This window comes from Terriglobia bacterium (assembly GCA_020073085.1).
In the GTDB taxonomy this organism is placed as follows: Bacteria; Acidobacteriota; Terriglobia; order JAIQFV01; family JAIQFV01; genus JAIQFV01.
In genome coordinates, this window is sequence record JAIQFV010000004.1 from 182,952 (window position 1) to 201,866 (window position 18,915).

Annotated in this window: 11 protein-coding genes; 10 read left to right on the forward strand and 1 reads right to left on the reverse strand. The window is 56.2% G+C overall.

Annotated features, from left to right (window positions below):
* Nucleotides 1-157 precede the first annotated feature (157 nt).
* The 3 genes from LAO21_06580 (at nt 158) to LAO21_06590 (ending at nt 4,666) form a co-directional block, all read left to right on the forward strand.
* A complete protein-coding gene (locus tag LAO21_06580) occupies nt 158-1,504 on the forward strand; it encodes an APC family permease (GenBank protein MBZ5552368.1) in 1,347 nt (448 codons plus the stop codon).
* 411 nt (nt 1,505-1,915) lie between these two features.
* Nucleotides 1,916-2,773: a caspase family protein gene (locus LAO21_06585; GenBank protein MBZ5552369.1), complete on the forward strand. Its 858-nt coding sequence runs from the start codon at nt 1,916-1,918 to the stop codon at nt 2,771-2,773.
* Between the two features lie 354 nt (nt 2,774-3,127).
* Nucleotides 3,128-4,666, forward strand: coding sequence for an acyl-CoA dehydrogenase family protein (locus LAO21_06590; protein ID MBZ5552370.1), 1,539 nt, complete (start codon nt 3,128-3,130; stop codon nt 4,664-4,666).
* A 278-nt stretch (nt 4,667-4,944) separates the two neighbouring features.
* Here LAO21_06590 and LAO21_06595 read toward each other — a convergent pair whose 3' ends face one another.
* Nucleotides 4,945-5,961: a 50S ribosome-binding GTPase gene (locus LAO21_06595; protein ID MBZ5552371.1), complete on the reverse strand. Its 1,017-nt coding sequence runs from the start codon at nt 5,959-5,961 to the stop codon at nt 4,945-4,947.
* A 949-nt stretch (nt 5,962-6,910) separates the two neighbouring features.
* On the opposite strand from LAO21_06595, the gene LAO21_06600 reads away from it, so the two are divergent.
* The 7 genes from LAO21_06600 to LAO21_06630 all read left to right on the forward strand — a co-directional run bounded on the left by LAO21_06600 (nt 6,911) and on the right by LAO21_06630 (nt 18,655).
* Nucleotides 6,911-10,108 carry an acyl-CoA dehydratase activase gene (locus LAO21_06600; GenBank protein ID MBZ5552372.1) on the forward strand — a complete coding sequence of 1,066 codons (3,198 nt, stop codon included), beginning with the start codon at nt 6,911-6,913 and terminating at the stop codon, nt 10,106-10,108.
* A gap of 52 nt (nt 10,109-10,160) precedes the next feature.
* On the forward strand, nt 10,161-11,432 hold the full coding sequence (locus LAO21_06605; protein MBZ5552373.1) for a hypothetical protein: 1,272 nt from the start codon (nt 10,161-10,163) through the stop codon (nt 11,430-11,432).
* A gap of 194 nt (nt 11,433-11,626) precedes the next feature.
* A complete protein-coding gene (locus tag LAO21_06610) occupies nt 11,627-13,777 on the forward strand; it encodes a S9 family peptidase (GenBank protein MBZ5552374.1) in 2,151 nt (716 codons plus the stop codon).
* Between the two features lie 124 nt (nt 13,778-13,901).
* Nucleotides 13,902-15,299 (forward strand): M48 family metallopeptidase, encoded by a 1,398-nt coding sequence (locus LAO21_06615; protein MBZ5552375.1) that lies wholly within the window; start codon nt 13,902-13,904, stop codon nt 15,297-15,299.
* A gap of 33 nt (nt 15,300-15,332) precedes the next feature.
* A complete protein-coding gene (locus LAO21_06620) occupies nt 15,333-15,701 on the forward strand; it encodes a phosphomannose isomerase type II C-terminal cupin domain (protein ID MBZ5552376.1) in 369 nt (122 codons plus the stop codon).
* Between the two features lie 277 nt (nt 15,702-15,978).
* Nucleotides 15,979-17,220, forward strand: a complete 1,242-nt coding sequence (locus LAO21_06625; protein MBZ5552377.1) for an MFS transporter — start codon at nt 15,979-15,981, stop codon at nt 17,218-17,220.
* Nucleotides 17,210-18,655 carry an MFS transporter gene (locus LAO21_06630; GenBank protein MBZ5552378.1) on the forward strand — a complete coding sequence of 482 codons (1,446 nt, stop codon included), beginning with the start codon at nt 17,210-17,212 and terminating at the stop codon, nt 18,653-18,655. Before LAO21_06625 ends, LAO21_06630 begins: the two co-directional genes overlap by 11 nt.
* The last annotated feature ends 260 nt before the right edge of the window (nt 18,656-18,915 follow it).

Below are 18,915 nucleotides of genomic sequence, written 5' to 3' on the forward strand. Positions count from 1 at the left end.
GCCAAGTGGGATCGATCCGCGCTAACCATTTCCAAGAAGGATCTTAGAAACCGATGAATCGGTTTTAATTCTTCATGTCCCAGTCAATACACCTCGATGAATCGGGGTGCTGTTTTTTTGTCCAGCCCGGAGTTCGGGTGACACAGGAAAGATTTTCATGACCTCCGCGGACACACAACCGGCTCTTCACCGCACCTTCGGCCTGCTGCAAGCCACCGCCATGAACATGTCGAACATGGTCGGGGTGGGTCCGTTCATCACGATTCCGTTGATTCTCGCCGCCATGGGCGGGCCGCAAGCCATGCTGGGTTGGATCCTGGGGGCGCTGATTGCGCTGTGCGACGGCATGGTGTGGGCCGAGCTCGCCGCGGCGGTTCCAAGCTCAGGGGGAACCTTTGAATATTTGAAAGTCGCTTATGCCCGCACGCGCCTGGGACGACTGCTTCCGTTTCTATTCATCTGGCAGTTCATTTTTTCGGGGCCGCTCGAAATCGCCTCCGGCAATATCGGCCTGGCGCAATACCTGACCTATCTCATTCCCCTGACGCCGCGCGAGATGAACTGGGTGGCGGTCGGCGTGGGACTGCTCACCGTTTTGCTGCTTTATCGGAAAATCTCTTCCGTGGGAAAACTCATGGTTGCGCTGTGGGTGGGGATGATCGCCACCATCCTCGTGGTCATGATCTCGGGATTTCTGCGGTTTGATTCGCGAATCGCGTTCTCTTTCCCGCCCCACGCCTTTGATTTTTCCAGGGGTTTTGTGCTGGGGCTGGGATCGGCCATGCTGATCGCGATGTACGACTACCTTGGCTATTACAGCGTCTGCTACATTGGCGACGAGGTCAAGAATCCCTCCCGGACTGTTCCTCGGTCCATCCTGATCTCTGTGATTGTTGTGGCGGCCATCTATCTCACCATGAACCTTTCCATCATTGGGGTGGTCCCGTGGAAGGAAGCGATGCGATCGCAGTTCATCGCCTCCGAGTTCATGGAGAAGATTTATGGCCGGGCAGGTGGTGTGCTCATTACCGTGATGATTGTGTGGACCGCTTTCGCCTCGGTATTCGCGCTGATGCTGGCCTACTCGCGCATCCCCTTTGCCGCCGCTCGCGATGGATTCTTTTTTTCAATTTTCGCCCGCCTGCATCCGACGGGCGGATTCCCGCACGTGTCTCTTTTGGCGCTCGGCGCCGTGGTGATCGGGGCGGGATTTTTCAGCCTGGACGCAGTGATCAAGGCGCTCATTACAACACGCATTCTGATCCAGTTCATTGCCCAAATTGTAGCGGTGCACCTGGTGCGGAAGGAACGCGGAGCCGGCACGACCTTTCGCATGGCGTTCTATCCGCTGCCGAGTGCCGTGGCCCTGCTGGGCTGGGTCTATATTTTTTTCACGTCGGGCGTGCCGTACTTCCTGGGGGGACTGCTGACCCTGGCTGTCGGGGTGGTCGCCTATTTTATCTGGTCTCGATCCAGGCAAATTTCAGGAAATCCCGCCGTGTGACGTCTCGAGACGCTCTCCCCTGAGTCAATTTTCTTGACAATTCCTGCCACAGAGGTACGATGAGGCAAGCTTTACAGAAGAGGGTATAGAGCCCTCCGTAAACCTCTCCTTGGGTGTAGTCCCTTTCGTTCTCAATTGCCTTTAGATTAATTGAGGCTGACCCGAAGTTTCTCCATTTCATTTCTTTATTGAGGGGGGGGTACTGTCCGATCGTCCAACCCTTACGAGAGAACGTGAGGAACTCTCTCGCGTGAAGATAACCGTTTCGGCGATCCCTTGCTTCGCCAATCGAATGGAGATGGGGAGATAGAGACTCGATCATCAGGGGGAGAGGGGGCGCGAAGTGAAAACTCCCCCTCGAATCACAAAAAGAATTCCGATGCAGCAGAAGCGAAAAGGAGGGTACGAGTTATGGCTAGAAAAGCATTGTGTGTAGGAATCAATGTCTTTAAGAACCTTCCCGGAGCAACCCTGCAAGGTTGCGTCAACGATGTTAGCGACATGACTGACATCCTCAAGAATTTTCTCGGCTTTACAAATGCCGACATCACCACGCTGACCGACGCAGAGGCCAATAAAGCGAATATCATGGCGAGCCTCAAATCGATGGTTGATGGAGCCAAGACCGGGAAATTCAGCTACCTCGTCTTCACGCTGTCCAGCCATGGCACCCAGGTGCCGGACACCGGGGGCGACGAACCCGATCGGGCGGACGAGGCCTTCTGTCCGCATGACCTGGCAATTCTGGGCAATCAATGGGACCCCAATCACATTATCATCGATGACGAGTTACATGACCTCTTCGTCACGCTGCCTCCGAACGTACTGCTGGAGGTCTACCTGGATACCTGCCACAGCGGGACCGGGCTCAAGGCGATTGATCTCCTGCTGGACCGCAAACCCCGGTATTTGCCACCCCCTTCGCTCGAGGCCTTCCAAGTGGTGGAGAACTGTGCCCCGCGCGGCTTGCAGCGGAAATGGCCGGATCTGTATAAGGAATTGGTCCATCACATCCTCTGGGCCGGGTGCCGCGCGGACCAGACGAGTGCGGACGCTTCCATTGCCGGATCCTGGCATGGCGCTTTTACTTATTATTTTTGCCAGGAAATGCGCGCGTGCAAGAACAAGCTGTCTCGCGCCGATGTGCTGAAGAAGGTGCGGGCGGCCCTGAAGGTAAATCACTTCACCCAGATTCCTCAGTTGGAATGTGAGGCGACGGTGAGATCATTGCCGATGGAGGAAATCCGCCAAGTGGTGATGAGCGCCTGAGAACGCAGAGTCCACTTTGCAGCAACACTGGGATGAAAGGCACTGATCCCACAGAAACCGCCCGGCAGATTACCCTTTCAAAACGGGGTTGCCGAATAGTAACCGCCGCTCACTGGAGCGGCATCGGCAACCCCGGATCCTCCGAATGCCTCCCCGTTGCACGTTGAGCTGGTACGGTTCTGAGATCGATCGACCACGACGCCAGGATTACGAGGGCTTTCCTCGTGACGTTCGCACCTCGAAGGGGATCAATCCCACCCATTTTCCCCGATACAGGCCCGCCGTTATTCGGTATCATTGGAGTAAAGGTCAGCTCCTGCGGCGTGTGGCGTCCACCTTAAGGTGAGGTCGATGATGGCTTTCGAAACTCTTCATTCCCCGATGGCATTTCTGAAACAGATGCTGGGCAGCGTTCCCTTCGAGAAGGAATTGCAGGCCTACATGGACTGGTGGGAGCAGGAGGGGAAATTGATTTCTGCGGCGACGGATCGCTCCGGGACCCCCTGGCTGCGAATGTTTGATCGTTTCGGAGCCCGGGTTGACGAAGTGATTTTCCCGCCCGACTACTGGAGGATGCTGAGGAAAGGATATGAGGCGGGGGTGTTGTGGCGGGCGTTTGAGGAGCACTCGCTAAAATCGCACTACTCCCTTGGGTTCCTCACCTCTTTTTACGATCCCGGCATTTATTGTCCGTACATTGTCTCCTTGGCAACTGCAGTCTCCCTTGAGAAGTACGGGGCCGAGGAAGTGAAAGATCGCTTCCTTCCGCCCTTGCTCCGGCGGGATGGGACAGGCTGGCAAGGTGCGACCTGGATGACCGAGGCCAAAGGAGGTTCGGACTTGGGCGCTACAGTGGAGACGACGGCCCGGCTGGTGGGGCAGACGTCCTCGTCTGCCCCACGCAGCCCTGACCCGGGAAAGACGGCGAAGGATCAGCCAAGACCATATGGGGAGCGATGGTTTCTAACCGGCGAGAAGTATTTTTCCAGCAACGTCGGAGCCGAACTGGCTGTGGTCGCCGCTCGACCCGAAGGGGCGCCTCCCGGGGTGCGGGGGCTGGCGCTTTATCTTGTTCCACGTTTGCGTGAAGAGGGTGGTCTTAACTATTTTGTACGCCGCATCAAAGACAAGATTGCGACACGGTCCGTCCCCACGGGGGAGGTGGAATTCAAGGACAGCGAGGCATTCCTGCTCGGGAAGCCCGAATGGGGAATTTATGAAATTCTGGAAGTCTTGAACCTCTCACGGGTGGCTAATAGCATTGGCAGCGTCGCCCTGGCGCAGCGGGCGATGGCCGAGGCCCTGGGATTTTCCGAGCAACGCATCGCCTTTGGCAAACCGATTCTCCAGCATCCGCTGCTTCACAAACAGTTCGAAGACAGGCTCTACGAATTAAAGAAGGCATTTGCCCTGGCCTGGGAGGCGGTCGTGCTTTTGGACGAAGTGTGGCGGGAAAAGGTTCCCTATTCCGACCCCTATCACCTCTTTCGGCTAATCGCCCACTTGGCAAAATACTGGACTGCCGAGCAGGCCGCTCAAACGGCGAAGTGGGCCATGGAGGTTCACGGGGGAATGGGGACACTCGCGGAATTTCCGGTCGAACGATGGTTGCGTGAGGCTATGATCCTGGCGATCTGGGAGGGGACCCCCCAGCGTCAGATCCTGGATGGGCTGGAGGTCATGGAGCGAAAAGGGGCTCACCGATTGCTCTTCAAACACATCCTTCGATTCGCCGATCCCGGGAAGTTGGACGGACTGCAATCTCGCGTCTCAAGCCATCTGGCGCTTCCTCCCGCAGAGAAGGAGGCCGGGGCGGAGGGGCTTTTCCGCGACCTGGCAGAGTTCACAGCAGAGGCCTTGCTGCGCAAGCTGGAGAAGAAAGCATCTGGATAGAAGGAAGAAGTTAGTCCCCACGTTGGCGGAGGTTGAGCCATGTTTCATAAGAGTGCTCCTCTGTTGCTCTCAACGATCCTCGCCGCTCTCGCATGCCTTTCCACCGCGTCTTGTGGCGCCAAGGATCGAGCCCACACGACCGAAGGGAGGCAGTTGATGGGGATTCACAGGAGGAAATAGCGCTTTGTAGTGACGACTTCAGTCGTCACACTGGAGTTTGGACATTATAAGTACGTAAGTTGTAGTGACGACTTCAGTCGTCATATACGAGACCGGGATCACATATGCAATTCCAGGATATCCCCATCCTCCAACCGATGAGTCCGTTCCACCATCTGGCCATCGAATTTGACGGTCCGTTTTGACCTGGATGAACTCCACACGCGGGCGAATTTCAGGGTGTTTTCAAAGTCGCGATGAACGGCGCGCGCCGCATCGAGGACGGTACTGCCAATCTTCAAAACGAACGGAGGGGTGGACAAGTCAACTTTCTTGCCCGGGGGCTTAGTATAAATCCGGATAACCTCAAGAGATTCAAAGATGGCATGACGCAGAGATTCCAGCCCCTCGTTCGTGGCGGTCGACGCCGGGAAAATGGGAAACTGCTTCTCAAAGAACTCCCGCAGGATCGCCAGGTTGTCCGGCGCGTTGCCGGAGTCCGATTTGTTTGCCACCAGCAAGGTCTTCTTGCAGATCACTGCAGGAACATTGCCGTCATTCTCCACGGGGATGCTTGCCGTCAAGCGGATTCTTGAACCCTCCAGAATCTTCAGCACGCTCTCGACCTCTTCAAGCAGCTCGTCGCTGCTTAAATCCACCGCCAGCAACGCCAGGTCCGCTTGACGGACGATTCCACCAAGCCACGGTTCGTAGGATTCCAGGGCGACGGGGGGAAGATCGATGACCTGGATCTGGACGTTTTCGAACGGCATCATGCCAGGTTGCGGCATTCGTGTCGTGAAGGGATAGTCTCCGATTTCCGGAGTGGCTTTTGTCAGCCGGGCCAGCAGAGATGATTTACCCACGTTGGGAGCGCCCACGAGTACCACTTGCCCCGCCCCTTCCTTATGGACGACGTACAATGTTGATCCCTTCGCCGGGCCGTGTTTGTGCTCCGATTCGACTCGCAGCTTGGCCAGGCGATGCTTCAGGTCGGCTTGAAGCTTTTCCGTGCCCTTGTGTTTGGGCATCACCGCCATCATCTCTTCAAGCGCTTCGATCTTCTCTGGGGGGGTGGTGGCTTCCTTGTAACGCTTTTCGGCAGCGAGATACTGGGGGGTCAGGTTGGCGGGCATAGTGAATCGAAGCTCCAGTCTGATTTAATTTTACATCAAAGGGCCGGTGCAGGGGCGGAGTTTAGAGGAGGGCTGGGGGAAAAATCCAAAGTCCAAATTCCAAACAAAACCCAAATTCCAAGACTTCAAGGATCCCCCAGAACAAGTAAGTATCTCGGATGAATATCGGAAATTGGGACTGGAATCTCGAGCGCGTCCGTCACGACGAGAAGAAAAGGGTCTAAGGCTTCATTTCAAGTAATGGGTTAAGGTAGCTCCGCAACGTGGGTTCCACAGCTGCTTGCAACATCCGTTGGAGGAATTTGACCGGCATGCCTTTTGTCCTGGGAGTCCGAGGGTGTAGACTTGATGTTCAGATGCAGGATTCTCGGAATTTCCCCAGCCTGCCCATAATCTAACGTTTACGTCACTTGCTGAGAAAAATACTTGCTAACGCGATGTTCCGCTTGAAAAACTTCCGTAGGTCTGCGAGGATTTCATAGCGCGGGTCTCCCGCCTGCGGGTTGGAAGTCGTGCCCGGTCCCTCTTCAACGAGCAAAGGTCGCGGTTAGCAGCAATCTTGCAGCATAGAGTGGGTTTAACTAAAGATGTCTTCGTCTCTTGGTCCAAATTGGACACGTTTACTCCGGATACGGAAACCAGGCCACACTAACGTCCACCCCGGTGCCCTGATGCGACTTTGTCGTTGCTTCACCAAGGCTGGGGAAGGGCATTCCTGTTTTTGTTTAGGCCCCCTCACCTCTCGCGAGCCGATAAGAATAGAAGGCAGAGGGCGATTGATCTATAATAACGGGCTGGTCACATCGGCTGACCACCAAACCGAGAGACGTTCTACTCACTCGCCGTGGAGGCGAAAACGATTCCACAACTCCGGGAGGCTCCCAAGAAGTCGCCCTCATTTTCTGCGCTTGTCGTAACTTTGTAAAAGGATGGCTCTGCTTTAATTCCCATGACAGTTCAATCTTCCACTACGCAACCAGGTCCAGGGATCTTCCTGGGCATCGACATAGGCTCAGTCAGCGTAAAACTGGCCGCCCTATCCAATGACCGTCGTTTGTTCCAAACGCTGGCCCATCTTCCAATCTCGAAAGACGGAGCCAAAGATAGAACCTCGCCCGAAGGCTCAGGCTTGGCTGCGGCGTTTCAATTCGTTCCGATCCATTCGGAGCACTCATCGCTCATTCACCACGCCTTCCTCTTGTCGTCGTACCGCCGGATCTTTGGTGATCCCGCCCGGGCCGCGTTCGATTTGATTCGGGAGTTTTGCGACGCGCTGGGTCAGGCCATGAGGGTGATGGGTGAAGTACCCCCCGCCGACTCGCTGGAACTTATCACTCGAATCCGGGCGACCGGGTCGGGTGCGAAGCTGGTGACCTCGGCACTGAATGCGGTGGATGAGAATGAGTTCAAGGCTATTGCGATCGGAACGTCGCTGCTTTATCCCGACGTTCAAACCATCTTTGAGATGGGGGGACAAAGCTCCAAGTTCATCCGCATCGAGCGCGAAATGGCCAACGAATTGGCTGCCATCGTGGATTACGAAACGAATGGCGATTGTGCGGCCGGAACCGGCTCGTTCCTCGACCAGCAGGCGACCCGCATGCGATATCAGGTTGAAGAAATCGGGGGATTGGTGGCGGACGTCGAGAGCCCCGCCCGGGTGGCGGGCCGCTGCTCCGTATTTGCAAAAAGCGATATGATTCATGCGCAGCAGAAGGGATTCACTCCCCCCCAGATTCTCAAGGGCCTGTGCGACGCCGTGGCGCGGAATTTCAAGGGTTCCATTACCAAGAGTAAGAAGGTGGTCCCGCAGGTCGCCTTCATCGGCGGCGTCTCCCAAAACTCCGGGGTGGTGGAGTCGATGAAGGAGCTGTTTGAGTTTGAGGAAGATGATTTCTTCGTTCCCGCAGAGTTTGCCTGGCTGGGAGCGGTCGGCGCCTCTGCCCTCGCCTGTCTGGAGGAGAACCAGCAGAAACCCGGTATTCCCCGCCCCAGTAAAGCCAAGGGCGAGTATCAGAAGATTCGGCTGGAAGCAAGATCGGGGGCGGATCTGCCCACCCAGCTCCCCCTTTCGATGGATGGTGTCCTGTTGCTGCGTCATCGTGCCAAGCCCTACCAGTGGCCCGCCGAGGGTACACCTGTGCGCGCCTATCTCGGCGTCGACATCGGGTCCGTGAGCACCAACCTGACCCTCCTGGACGATGGGGGAAATCTGCTGAAGGAAATCTATCTGCGAACGGAGAGCCGACCCATCGAGGTGGTCAACAACGGCCTGAGGGAAATCCGGGAGGAAATGGGAGATCGCATCGAGATTGCCGGAGTCGGGACGACCGGTTCGGGCCGAGAATTGATCGGAGAGTTGATCGGCGCCGATACCATCAATGATGAAATCACGGCGCATAAAACCGGGGCGATGCACATCAGTGAAACCCTGATCAGTGAAAAGGTGGACACCATTTTCGAGATCGGGGGGCAGGATTCCAAGTACATCTCCATTGATGACGGGATTGTAGTCGATTTTGCCATGAACGAGGCCTGTGCCGCCGGGACCGGCTCCTTTCTGGAAGAACAGGCCGAAAAGCTCGGAATCAAGATCAAGGAGGAGTTCTCAAGGCTGGCGCTCAGTTCGACTCGGCCCGTGCGGCTCGGGGAACGATGTACTGTCTTTATGGAACAGGACGTCACGGCTTTCCTGCAGCGCGGCGCCGAGAAGAAGGACCTCGTGGCCGGCCTTGCCTATTCCATTGCCCTCAATTACCTCAACCGCGTGGTCCGCGGCCGAAAGATTGGAAACGTCATTTACTTTCAGGGCGGCACTGCATACAACGATTCCGTGGCGGCGGCCTTCTCGAAAATCCTCAACAAGCGGATCGTCGTTCCGCCGCACAACGGGGTGATCGGGGCGGTCGGGATGTCTTTGCTGGCCCGCGACCGGGTCCGTGCCACCCATGCAAAAACTCATTTCCGGGGCTACGACCTGGAACAGGTGGATTACACCCTCCGGGAATTTGTCTGTCGCGCCTGCTCCAACTACTGCGACATGCAGGAGTTCAAGGTCGATGGCGTCAAGACTTATTGGGGCGACAAGTGCTCCGACAAATTCCGCAAACGCGCCAAGGTGGACCGCCAGCCGGTCATCCGGGATCTGATTGAATTGCGCGAACAGTACCTGCTCGAAGGTTATGAAGAGCCGGTCGGTGGCCGCATCACCATCGGCATCCCTCGTGCCATCTCCTACTTTGAGCAATTTCCCCTGTGGAACCGGTTTTTCCGGGAACTGGGATGCGATGTGCAGGTTTCCGAAAAAACAAATCGAAAGATTGCCCAGGACGGCATCGATCTGAGCGTGGCGGAGCCGTGTTATCCCGTCCGCATATCCCACGGTCACGTTCAGGACCTGCTCGACAAGAGGGTGGATTATATTTTTCTTCCGAACATTCTCGATTCAGAATCCATGCATGAAGAGGTGGAATCACACTGGTGCCCGTGGAATCAGACGCTCCCCTTTGTCATTCAGAGCGCTCCCGGCTTCGAAGAAGAGCGAAAAAGGCTGATGATCCCGACGATTCATTTTGGATTGGGGGCTGACCGGGTGGCGCGCGAGTTGGAAGTCCTCGCCGAACCGCTGAAGAAAAGTAAATCGGAGATCCGCCGGGCGTTTCACGCCGGGCGCCGGGCCCTGGAATCTTTCATCAATAAACTGCAGGAAGAAGGGCAGGAGGCCATCCGGCAATTGAAGGCCACCGGCGAGGGGGGCATCATCCTGGTCGGCCGTTACTATAATCTCTATGACCGCAGCGTGAACCTGGATATCCCGGGCAAGCTGAAGGATTTGTACGGCGTCAACGTGATTCCGCAGGATTTTCTGCCCCTGGATGAAATCGACATCCGCGATATCAACGACAACATGTTCTGGAATTCCGGGCGACGGATCCTCGCTGCGGCAAAGCTGGCGCGCGATTATCCCAAACTGCATCTGATCTACATCACCAACTTCAAGTGCGGCCCGGATTCCTTCATCAAACACTTCGTGAACATGGCGGCCGATAAACCGTTTCTGGCGCTTCAATTTGACGGCCATTCCAATGACGCCGGCTTCCTTACCCGCTGTGAGGCCTATCTGCATAGCAAGGGAATGATCCAATAGGGGAACCCCCCACCGCCGGGAGCACAAGAGATTCAGGAGATGAGCATTTAAAATGATGGACACTTCGTATCAGCAACTCTGGCAGAATCGAAAGTTGTACCTGACCGCAATGACCCACAGCGGGGCCAAACTCTTTGCGGCGGCGTTCCGCTCGATTGGGATCGACGCTTCGGAGTTTCCCCCTTCCGACGAGGCGGGAATGGAGCTCGCCTCGAAGTATATTTCCGGCGATGAGTGCTTTCCCCTGAAGGTCACCGTGGGGGACATGTTAAAGAAGATCCAGGAGAACGACTTTTCAAAGAACCGCCTGGGGGTGTTTATGCCGACCGCAGAAGGGCCATGCCGGTTCGGTCAGTACGCTCCCTTCTTCCGAAAGCTCGTCCACTCCATGAATCTCTCGACCAATGACGTGCTGGTGCTTTCCCCGACCAGCCGGAACAGTTACGAGGATCTGGGGAATTCCTCGCGAGAATTGATGCGGACCGGATGGCGGGCGCTGGTGAGTGCTGACATTTTGAGAAAATTCCTGTTGAAAACACGCCCATACGAGTTGAACAAAGGCGAAACGGAGCAGGTCTACGAGAGCTGCCTGGATAGTGTGGCACTCGTCCTCGAGGTCCCCGACCAGAAACCCAAGGAGAAACTGGGGGCGCTGGTCGAGGAGATAACCCGGTCGCGCGATCGCTTCCGGGCGATCCCGGTGCGGAAAGAGACCCGGCCGCTCATCGGCGTGGTGGGAGAAATCTTCTGTCGCTTGAACCGGTTCAGCAATCAAAACCTGGTGAAGAAGATCGAGGAATACGGCGGAGAGGTGTGGCTTTCGGACGTGGGGGAGTGGGTTTGGTACACCAACAGTGAGCAGTGCCGCAAGCTCAGCATGGAAGGGCGGACACTCAGCACCGCGATGCTGGGCGCCAAATTGAAAAACCACCTGCAACGGAAAGATGAACACGCCCTCTTTGCCCCGTTCCATGAAGATTTTCACGGCTATGAAGAGCCCCATGACACCGAAGTCTTCTTAAGGCTGGCCGATCCCTACCTCCCCCAGTCCGGGGCTTACGGGGAAATGGTGATCTCAATCGCCAAATCCGTTTACCTCTACCAGAAGGGGGCGGATGGAATCATAGACATCAGTCCATTTACGTGTATGAATGGAACGGTCACCGAGGCGATTTATCCACGAATCAGCCGCGAACATGACCACCTCCCGATAAAGAATTTCTATTTTGATGGAACACAATCCGACTTGGATCGGGATGTCGGCATTTTTTTGGAATTGGCCCGCAGCTACCAACGCCGCAAGAAGATCCGAAGAGCGGCGTGAACGGTGGGCGTCTCGCCCAAGCCGCTTGTTCTGTGCCGCATGAGTATGCCTTTATCGTGATGGGCGGCAAGCCCGGCCGTTGTCCCTTCATCTCTCCCCAAAATAATTCATAGCCTCCCCCCGCTTTTTAAACTATCATTCCACCCATCGTATTGTATTTTTAGGACTTCACCTCATCTCAGGAGGATTCGCGCATGTCCAGGGTGCAGCGTTTTGTGCCACTTTCTTTCGTCGTTTTGGGGATCCTCTCCTTCCTGTTTCCTGACTTTCCCCTGCTTGCACAGACGAAACATACGCCCTCCCTCGATGAACTGCTCAGCATGAAAAGCGTCAGCAGTCCTCAGATCTCCCCCGATGGGAAATTTGTGGCCTATAGCGTTCAAGAGACGGACTGGAAGGACAATGCTTATGTGTCTCAGATCTGGTTGGCCGACGTGGAAAGCGGCGCCACCATTCAGCTGACCCGGGGAAAGAAATCAAGCGAGAATCCACAATGGTCACCGGATGGAAAGTGGGTGGCCTTTGCCAGCGAGCGCGAGATAATTCCTCCAATCACGGGGCCCTCCGACGACAAATCAGAAACCAAACCCGCGGCCAGACAGATCTGGCTTATTTCCCCGTCTGGGGGCGAGGCTTGGGTCTTGACGCGCCATGAAACCAACGTTGGAGGCTTCCGGTGGTCGAGCAACGGGAGGCAGATCGCCTTCACGGCCACTGAGGCCGAGTCCAAGGCCATGAAGGACCGGAAGGAAAAGTACAGTGATTACGAAGTCTTTGAAGAAGACTTTACGCTAAACCAGCTTTGGGTGGTGGACGTGTCAGAGGCCGAGGCTTCCTTCGCGCCGGTCAAGGCTCGACAAGTTACAAAAGACCCCACTCTGAACATCGGGGGATTCGCCTGGTCACCTGATTCCATTCGCATCGCGTTTCAAGCGACTCCAAACCCTCTTCTCGCCTTCAGCGGGGAAGCGGACCTTTATCTTGTCGATCTGGCCCGGGAGAATCAGGTCCACAGGATCGTAGCGCTGGAGGGCCCCGATGGGAATCCCGTTTTTTCACCCGATGGGAAGCAGTTGGCTTTTTCAACGGCCCTGGGTCAAAAGTACTCATATTATTTGAACGGCCATATCGCAACGGTGAACCTTGAAATGGCGCTCACGCACCCCGCCACGAAGCCCTCTGACGTGAATGACTTGACTGCGGAATTTGATGAAAACCCTCAATTGATGAACTGGGGGCCCGATGGAATTTATTTTGGAGCGCTGCAGAAGACGTCTTCGCATCTCTTTCGGATTGAACCTCAGACCCGACAAATTACCCGCATCAGTTCTCCGGACCGTTTTGCCGGCGGCGGTACTTCTTTCACGAGAGATTTCAAGAGGGTGGCGTTCACCGCCAGCGACGATACGCATGTGGGTGAAATTTTCGTCTCTACGGTCGCTCCGTTTGCGCCGCGTAAGCTCACCGATTTGAACAAACAGTTGAAGGGCTGGACAGTGGGCAGCGTCGAGTTGATTTCCTGGAAGAGCAAGGACGGATCGACCATTGAGGGCGTGCTGCACAAGCCGGCCGATTTTGATCCCCATAAGAAATACCCTCTGCTTGTGGTCATTCATGGCGGCCCGACAGGGATTTCCCGGGCGTTGATGAATCCTGCGAATCATTATTATCCGGTGGAGCAATTTCTTTCGAAAGGGGCCCTGGTGTTGGAGCCCAATTACCGCGGCAGCGCGGGCTATGGAGAGAAGTTTCGTTCCCTCAACGTGCGCAATCTGGGTGTCGGCGACATGTGGGATGTCATGAGCGGCGTGGACGCGGTCATTGCGCAGGGAATCGTCGACCCGTCGCGTCTCGGTTCGATGGGCTGGTCACAGGGCGGCTACATTTCCGCTTTCTTGACCACCAACACCGATCGGTTCAAGGCCATCTCGGTGGGCGCCGGCATCAGTGACTGGATGACGTACTATGTCAACACAGATATTACACCCTTCACCCGGCAGTACTTGCATGCCACGCCATGGGAGGATCCGGCGATTTATGCCTTGACCTCTCCCATTACCAATATCAGGAAGGCCCGTACCCCCACCCTGATACAACATGGCCAGTTCGACAAGCGAGTGCCAAACCCCAACGGCTTCGAGCTCTATCGGGGGCTGAAGGATGAAAACGTTCCCGCCCGGATGATCATTTATGCAGGGTTCGGCCACGGCATCACCAAGCCCAAATCAAATCGCGCCGTGTTGCAGCATAATCTCGATTGGTTCAGCTATTATATCTGGGGGGAACCGGTTCCACCGGAATCTCCGCTGCGGGGGAGCGGAGAAGCCGTCACCCACATGCAGTGAGATGAGAGAGACGCCTGACGCGCGGGAGCCTTTGAACGACCGGCTTGACGATGACCTCTCTCATCATGACCCCCGGACGCACAGGAATCCACTCTCAAAGATTTCAAGGATAATGGAGCAAGCGATGCGTCAAAGATCCGGCCACCGAATCATCCTCGGTACAGCGCTCTTGCTTTTGTCTTTAAGTTCAACCTACCTGGCCCGGGCGGCATCCGGGCCTCTGGCAGGCGCGGCGAAGGCGAGCGAGACCGGCGCTTCGCAAGCGCCGCCTCCGGAGAAGCCGGCGATTCGAGCGGCCAAGGACCAAGAAGAGCGGAAGGTGCAGGGCTATACCCTGACCGCTGATCAGCGTGAGAAAGCCATTGCTTACTCCCGGGCCAACTACCTGCTTTACTTTATCGGGATTGCTTACAGCCTGGCCCTGTTCTACTTCCTGATGCGCCTTCAATGGCCGGTCCAATTTGCGCGTTGGGCTGAAGGGAGAGGGACGCGGCGGCGAATTTTCCAGGTCCTCATCTTTGCCCCGCTGTTCCTGGTCACCTTGCAGGTGATGACCTTTCCGGTTGATTACTACGGTGAACATCTCGAAAAGAAATTTGGTTTGTCGGTCCAGTCCTTTGGTTCCTGGATGCTCGATTGGCTGAAGGGCTTGGTCCTTGGAGTCATTCTCGGGACTTTCCTGATCTGGATCCTCTATGGGGTGATTCGACGCAGTCCTCGACGCTGGTGGTTCTATTTTTGGCTGGCCACCATCCCCATTGCGGTCTTCCTGATATTTTTGCAGCCTTATGTCATCGAGCCCCTCTTTTACAAATTCACACCACTTCAGGAAACCCAGCCGAAGTTGACCGGGCGTCTTTTGGAAGTTGTAGGCCGGGCGGGACTCGATATTCCCGAGTCCAAGATGTATGAGATGAACGCCAGCACGAAGGTAAAGGCGCTGAATGCTTACGTAAGCGGGCTGGGGTCCTCGAAACGAGTGGTGGTCTGGGACACGACGATCAACAAGATGACCCCTGATGAGATCGCGTTTGTCTTCGGTCATGAAGCAGGGCATTACGTTCTGCACCATATTCCCAAATTGATCGCATTAACACTCCTGGTTATTTTGGTGCTCTTCTATCTCGGATACCGGCTGGTGAACTGGGCCATCCCCCGTTGGCAGGACTGGTCCGGGGTCAACCGTCTCGAGGATTGGGGATCCTTGACGTTCTTGCTCCTGTTCATCACCATTCTTTCCTTTGTCTCCAATCCGCTGCTGAACGGGATTTCTCGACACTTTGAGCATCAGGCCGATATTTACGGCCTTGAAGTGACTCATGGCCTGGTACCCGACGGCCCGCAGAATGCCGCCCGCGCGTTCCAGATCCTTGGAGAAGTGGATTTGGGAGACCCCGATCCGGGCGAGTTTATCAAGGTCTGGCTTTACGGGCATCCACCAGTCGCAGAGCGAGTCGCCTTTGCGCTGGAGTACAATCCCTGGGGAGAGGGTGGACGGCCGCAATTCGTCCAGGTGAAGTGATATCCTACGTGAAAGGTGTGTAGCATGGATGATATGAACAAGAAGAGCTCCTCAGCCGTGTTTGATCACCGTCCCTGGGGGAGTTTCACAGTGCTGGATGAAGGGAACGGATACAAGGTCAAGCGGATTGAAGTCCTCCCGGGGAAACGGTTGAGCTACCAAAAGCATGCCCAACGCGCTGAGCATTGGATGGTTGTCCAAGGTCGAGCGCTGGTGACGCTCGACGGCCTGGAAATTTCCCTGTCCTCAGGCGGGACGATTGATATTCCCAGAGGATCTGCACACCGGATCAAGAACCAGGGAGTGGGAATGCTCGTTTTTATTGAAGTCCAGCGGGGAAGCTACCTTGGCGAGGACGACATCGCGCGTCTTGAAGACGATTACGGGCGTGTTAAGAAATGAAGGGCACGACCACCCGCACAGCAGAATCCACAAGAACGCGGTCCGCAACTCTTGCATGGTCGTCCCCGATCTTCGTGCCCCACTCTTGACTCGTCACCCATGCGGCGCCGGTTGGGGACAGACAGACGGGCGAAATCCATCCGTCCACTCGATTGTTCTATGCCTCCTTCACGTCTCTGCACGGAGTTTGTTTTAGAACCCGGAAGGGCTCCTTCAAATCGTGACCGCTCCTCTTCCTAACCTTACAACCCCCCGGGCAGCCGCCCGGCGCGCGTCCATGTTCCGCGCCTTGCGCCATCGAAATTTTCAGCTTTTTTTCGGCGGCCAGTTGATCTCGTTGATTGGAACGTGGATGCAGACATTGGCGCAGGGCTGGCTGGTCTATCGGCTGACGCATTCCGCGGCCTTGCTCGGGACGGTCGGCTTTGCAGGTCAAATTCCGGTTCTTTTTTTTGGCCCTCTGGCGGGAATCATTGCCGATCGCCACCGGCGGCACCGCATTGTCATTGCCACTCAAGCGGCCATGATGTGTCAGGCCTTGCTTATGGCGATACTCACCCTCACCCGGGTCATCACCTTCAGCGAGATCTTCGTTCTGGCGCTCTGCCTGGGTGTCTGCAATGCCTTTGATATTCCCGCCCGGCAATCATTTCTGGTCGAGATGGTGGGGGACGAAGACTTGATGAATGCCATCGCCTTGAACTCCTCGATCTTCAATAGTGCCCGGATCGTGGGCCCCGCTGTGGCCGGGGTGCTTGTGGCCGCCCTGGGAGAGGGGATGTGCTTTCTCATCAACGGCCTCAGTTTTATTGCCGTGATCGCGGGGCTTTTGATGATGAAAGTAAACACCCCACGGTTCGAGCACCATGGCACCGGGAAGTGGGACCAGTTCCGGGAAGGTTTGAATTACACTCGGAAGAACGTGGCCATCCGCGCTTTGCTGCTTTTGCTGGGTATGGTCAGCTTACTGGGAATGGCCTACATGGTGCTCATGCCAATCTTTGCGGATAAGGTGCTTCACAGTGGAGCGCGGGGTTTGGGGTGGTTGATGACCTCCGCCGGCTTTGGCGCACTGTTGGCTGCCCTCTCTTTGGCAAGACGAAGAAACGTCTTGGGATTGGATCGTGTGGTGGCACGGGCTTCCGCGGGATTCGGTGTGAGCCTGGTGCTGTTTGGATTCTCCAAGTTCCTGTGGTTGTCCATGGTCCTGTTGGTTCCCGCCGGATTCTGTCTCATGGTGCAAATGGCGGCCACCAACACCCTGGTCCAGTCGATCGTTGCCGATGCCATGCGCGGCCGGGTGATGGGACTCTACACCATGATGTTTCTGGGGATAGCCCCTTTTGGAAGTTTGATGGCCGGATTCCTGGCGCAACGGTACAGTGCCCCTTTGGCTGTGATTTGCGGGGGGCTCGCGTGCGTTTTGAGTGCCATCGTGTTTGGCTACCGGCTTCGACACCTTAAGATCGACAGTCATTTCCCCCTGTCAATTCCGGAGACCCCCTCCGATGCCGTCTAACTCATTTCCTGTCCTGACCACCCTGTCCGGGCCGGAGGCTCGCGATCGACGCAATGCGCTGGCGGCCTCCTTCCTGGGCTGGACCCTTGACGCCTTTGATTTTTTTGTCGTGGTCATGGTGTTGACCGAAATCGCCAAGGACTTTCACCGGACCAATGCGGAGATTGCGCTGACGCTCACGGCTACCCTCGCTTTTCGGCCGATCGGAGCTTTCATTTTCGGGTTGATGGCCGACAAATACGGGCGTCGCTTGCCCCTCATGATCGACGTCGTTTTCTTTTCAGTCATTGAAGTCGCCTCAGGTCTCGCGCCAAACTTCACCACGTTTCTGATCCTGCGGGCGCTGTTTGGCATCGGCATGGGAGGCGAATGGGGCGTGGGCGCCTCCCTGGCCATGGAAGCGGTGCCTCCCCGATGGCGGGGGATTCTCTCCGGTCTCCTTCAGGAAGGGTATGCGGCAGGCTACCTTTTAGCATCGAGCGCCTATTTTCTCGTCCTACCTCATTTGGGGTGGCGCGCCATGTTCTTCATTGGTGGGGCCCCAGCGCTCTTGGCCTGGTTCATCCGGCGCAAGGTAAAAGAATCTGATGTGTGGGAGCGTTCCAGGAGAAAGGACTGGAGTGCCCTTTGGATCTCAGTGCGGAGCCACGTCAAATATTACGTGTTGCTCGCAGGAGTCGTTGTTGTCCTTGACGCCTTCCGCCGACCGGCCGCCTCTTTATTGGAGAGGCTTTTGAACTCGGAAAGCATGGAGGGAACCGGAGGGACTTCTCCATTTCGGATCCTCATCGTGTTCGTGGTCGCTGGAATCATCCTCTTCATGGCGGATGTGACCTGGCATGTGGCCGAAGGACACCGCAAACTATTTTTCTATCTGGTCGCGCTGATGACGATGATGAGTTTTGTTTCGCACGGTACCCAGGATATGTATCCGACCTTTTTGAAGGTGCAGCGCGGATTCTCTCCGCGAATGACCGCGATCATTTCCATCATCGCCAACCTCGGAGCTTTGATTGGGGGGATATGCGGCGGGCTCTTCTCGGACCGGTTTGGCCGCCGCCGGGGAATGATCACGGCACTGTTAATCGGAATTGTGATAATTCCCCTTTGGGTGTATTCCCCCACCGCCAGCCTGCTGATGCTGGGGGCCTTTATGATTCAATTTATGGTCCAGGGGGCCTGGGGGGTTATTCCGGCCCACATCACAGAACTTTCCCCGGATAGCGTTAGAGGATTTCTGGCGGGTTTTGCCTACCAGTGCGGCATTTTGATCGCCGGGAGCGTGGCCTACCTGGAGGCGATTTTCGCAAACCGAATGAACTACGCCAATGCCATGGCTGCCACAGCATTCGTCGTGTTCTTGATTGCCGCGGTGGTCATCGCGCTGGGGCGCGAGAAGCGGGGAATCGAATTTGGGGTGGGGCGGACCACCTAAGGACCAATCGGGCCAAAGTCGAAATGTCCGCCCCGGCGTAAGGGCCCGACAGGGAATTTCGCGCCGCTTGGGTTCGGACCTTGCCAGGCCTGAGAAGTCCCGCCCAGACGTGAGGGCACGGCAGGGATTCTCAGGCCGCTTGAGTTCGAACCTAACTGGGCCAGAGTCGAACTTCCCCCCTTGGCGTAAGGGCACGACTTCAGTCTTGCCGCTGGGCCGCGTTCTCCCAAATATAGGTTTTATGAGTTGCATAATCTCTT

What these genes read in the sequence shown, in the direction of transcription:
- LAO21_06580 (MBZ5552368.1), top strand. Translation starts at nt 158, where the DNA reads ATGACCTCCGCGGACACACAACCGGCTCTTCACCGCACCTTCGGCCTG.
- LAO21_06585 (MBZ5552369.1), top strand. Translation starts at nt 1,916, where the DNA reads ATGGCTAGAAAAGCATTGTGTGTAGGAATCAATGTCTTTAAGAACCTT.
- LAO21_06590 (MBZ5552370.1), top strand. Translation starts at nt 3,128, where the DNA reads ATGGCTTTCGAAACTCTTCATTCCCCGATGGCATTTCTGAAACAGATG.
- LAO21_06595 (MBZ5552371.1), bottom strand. Translation starts at nt 5,961, where the DNA reads ATGCCCGCCAACCTGACCCCCCAGTATCTCGCTGCCGAAAAGCGTTAC.
- LAO21_06600 (MBZ5552372.1), top strand. Translation starts at nt 6,911, where the DNA reads ATGACAGTTCAATCTTCCACTACGCAACCAGGTCCAGGGATCTTCCTG.
- LAO21_06605 (MBZ5552373.1), top strand. Translation starts at nt 10,161, where the DNA reads ATGATGGACACTTCGTATCAGCAACTCTGGCAGAATCGAAAGTTGTAC.
- LAO21_06610 (MBZ5552374.1), top strand. Translation starts at nt 11,627, where the DNA reads ATGTCCAGGGTGCAGCGTTTTGTGCCACTTTCTTTCGTCGTTTTGGGG.
- LAO21_06615 (MBZ5552375.1), top strand. Translation starts at nt 13,902, where the DNA reads ATGCGTCAAAGATCCGGCCACCGAATCATCCTCGGTACAGCGCTCTTG.
- LAO21_06620 (MBZ5552376.1), top strand. Translation starts at nt 15,333, where the DNA reads ATGAACAAGAAGAGCTCCTCAGCCGTGTTTGATCACCGTCCCTGGGGG.
- LAO21_06625 (MBZ5552377.1), top strand. Translation starts at nt 15,979, where the DNA reads ATGTTCCGCGCCTTGCGCCATCGAAATTTTCAGCTTTTTTTCGGCGGC.
- LAO21_06630 (MBZ5552378.1), top strand. Translation starts at nt 17,210, where the DNA reads ATGCCGTCTAACTCATTTCCTGTCCTGACCACCCTGTCCGGGCCGGAG.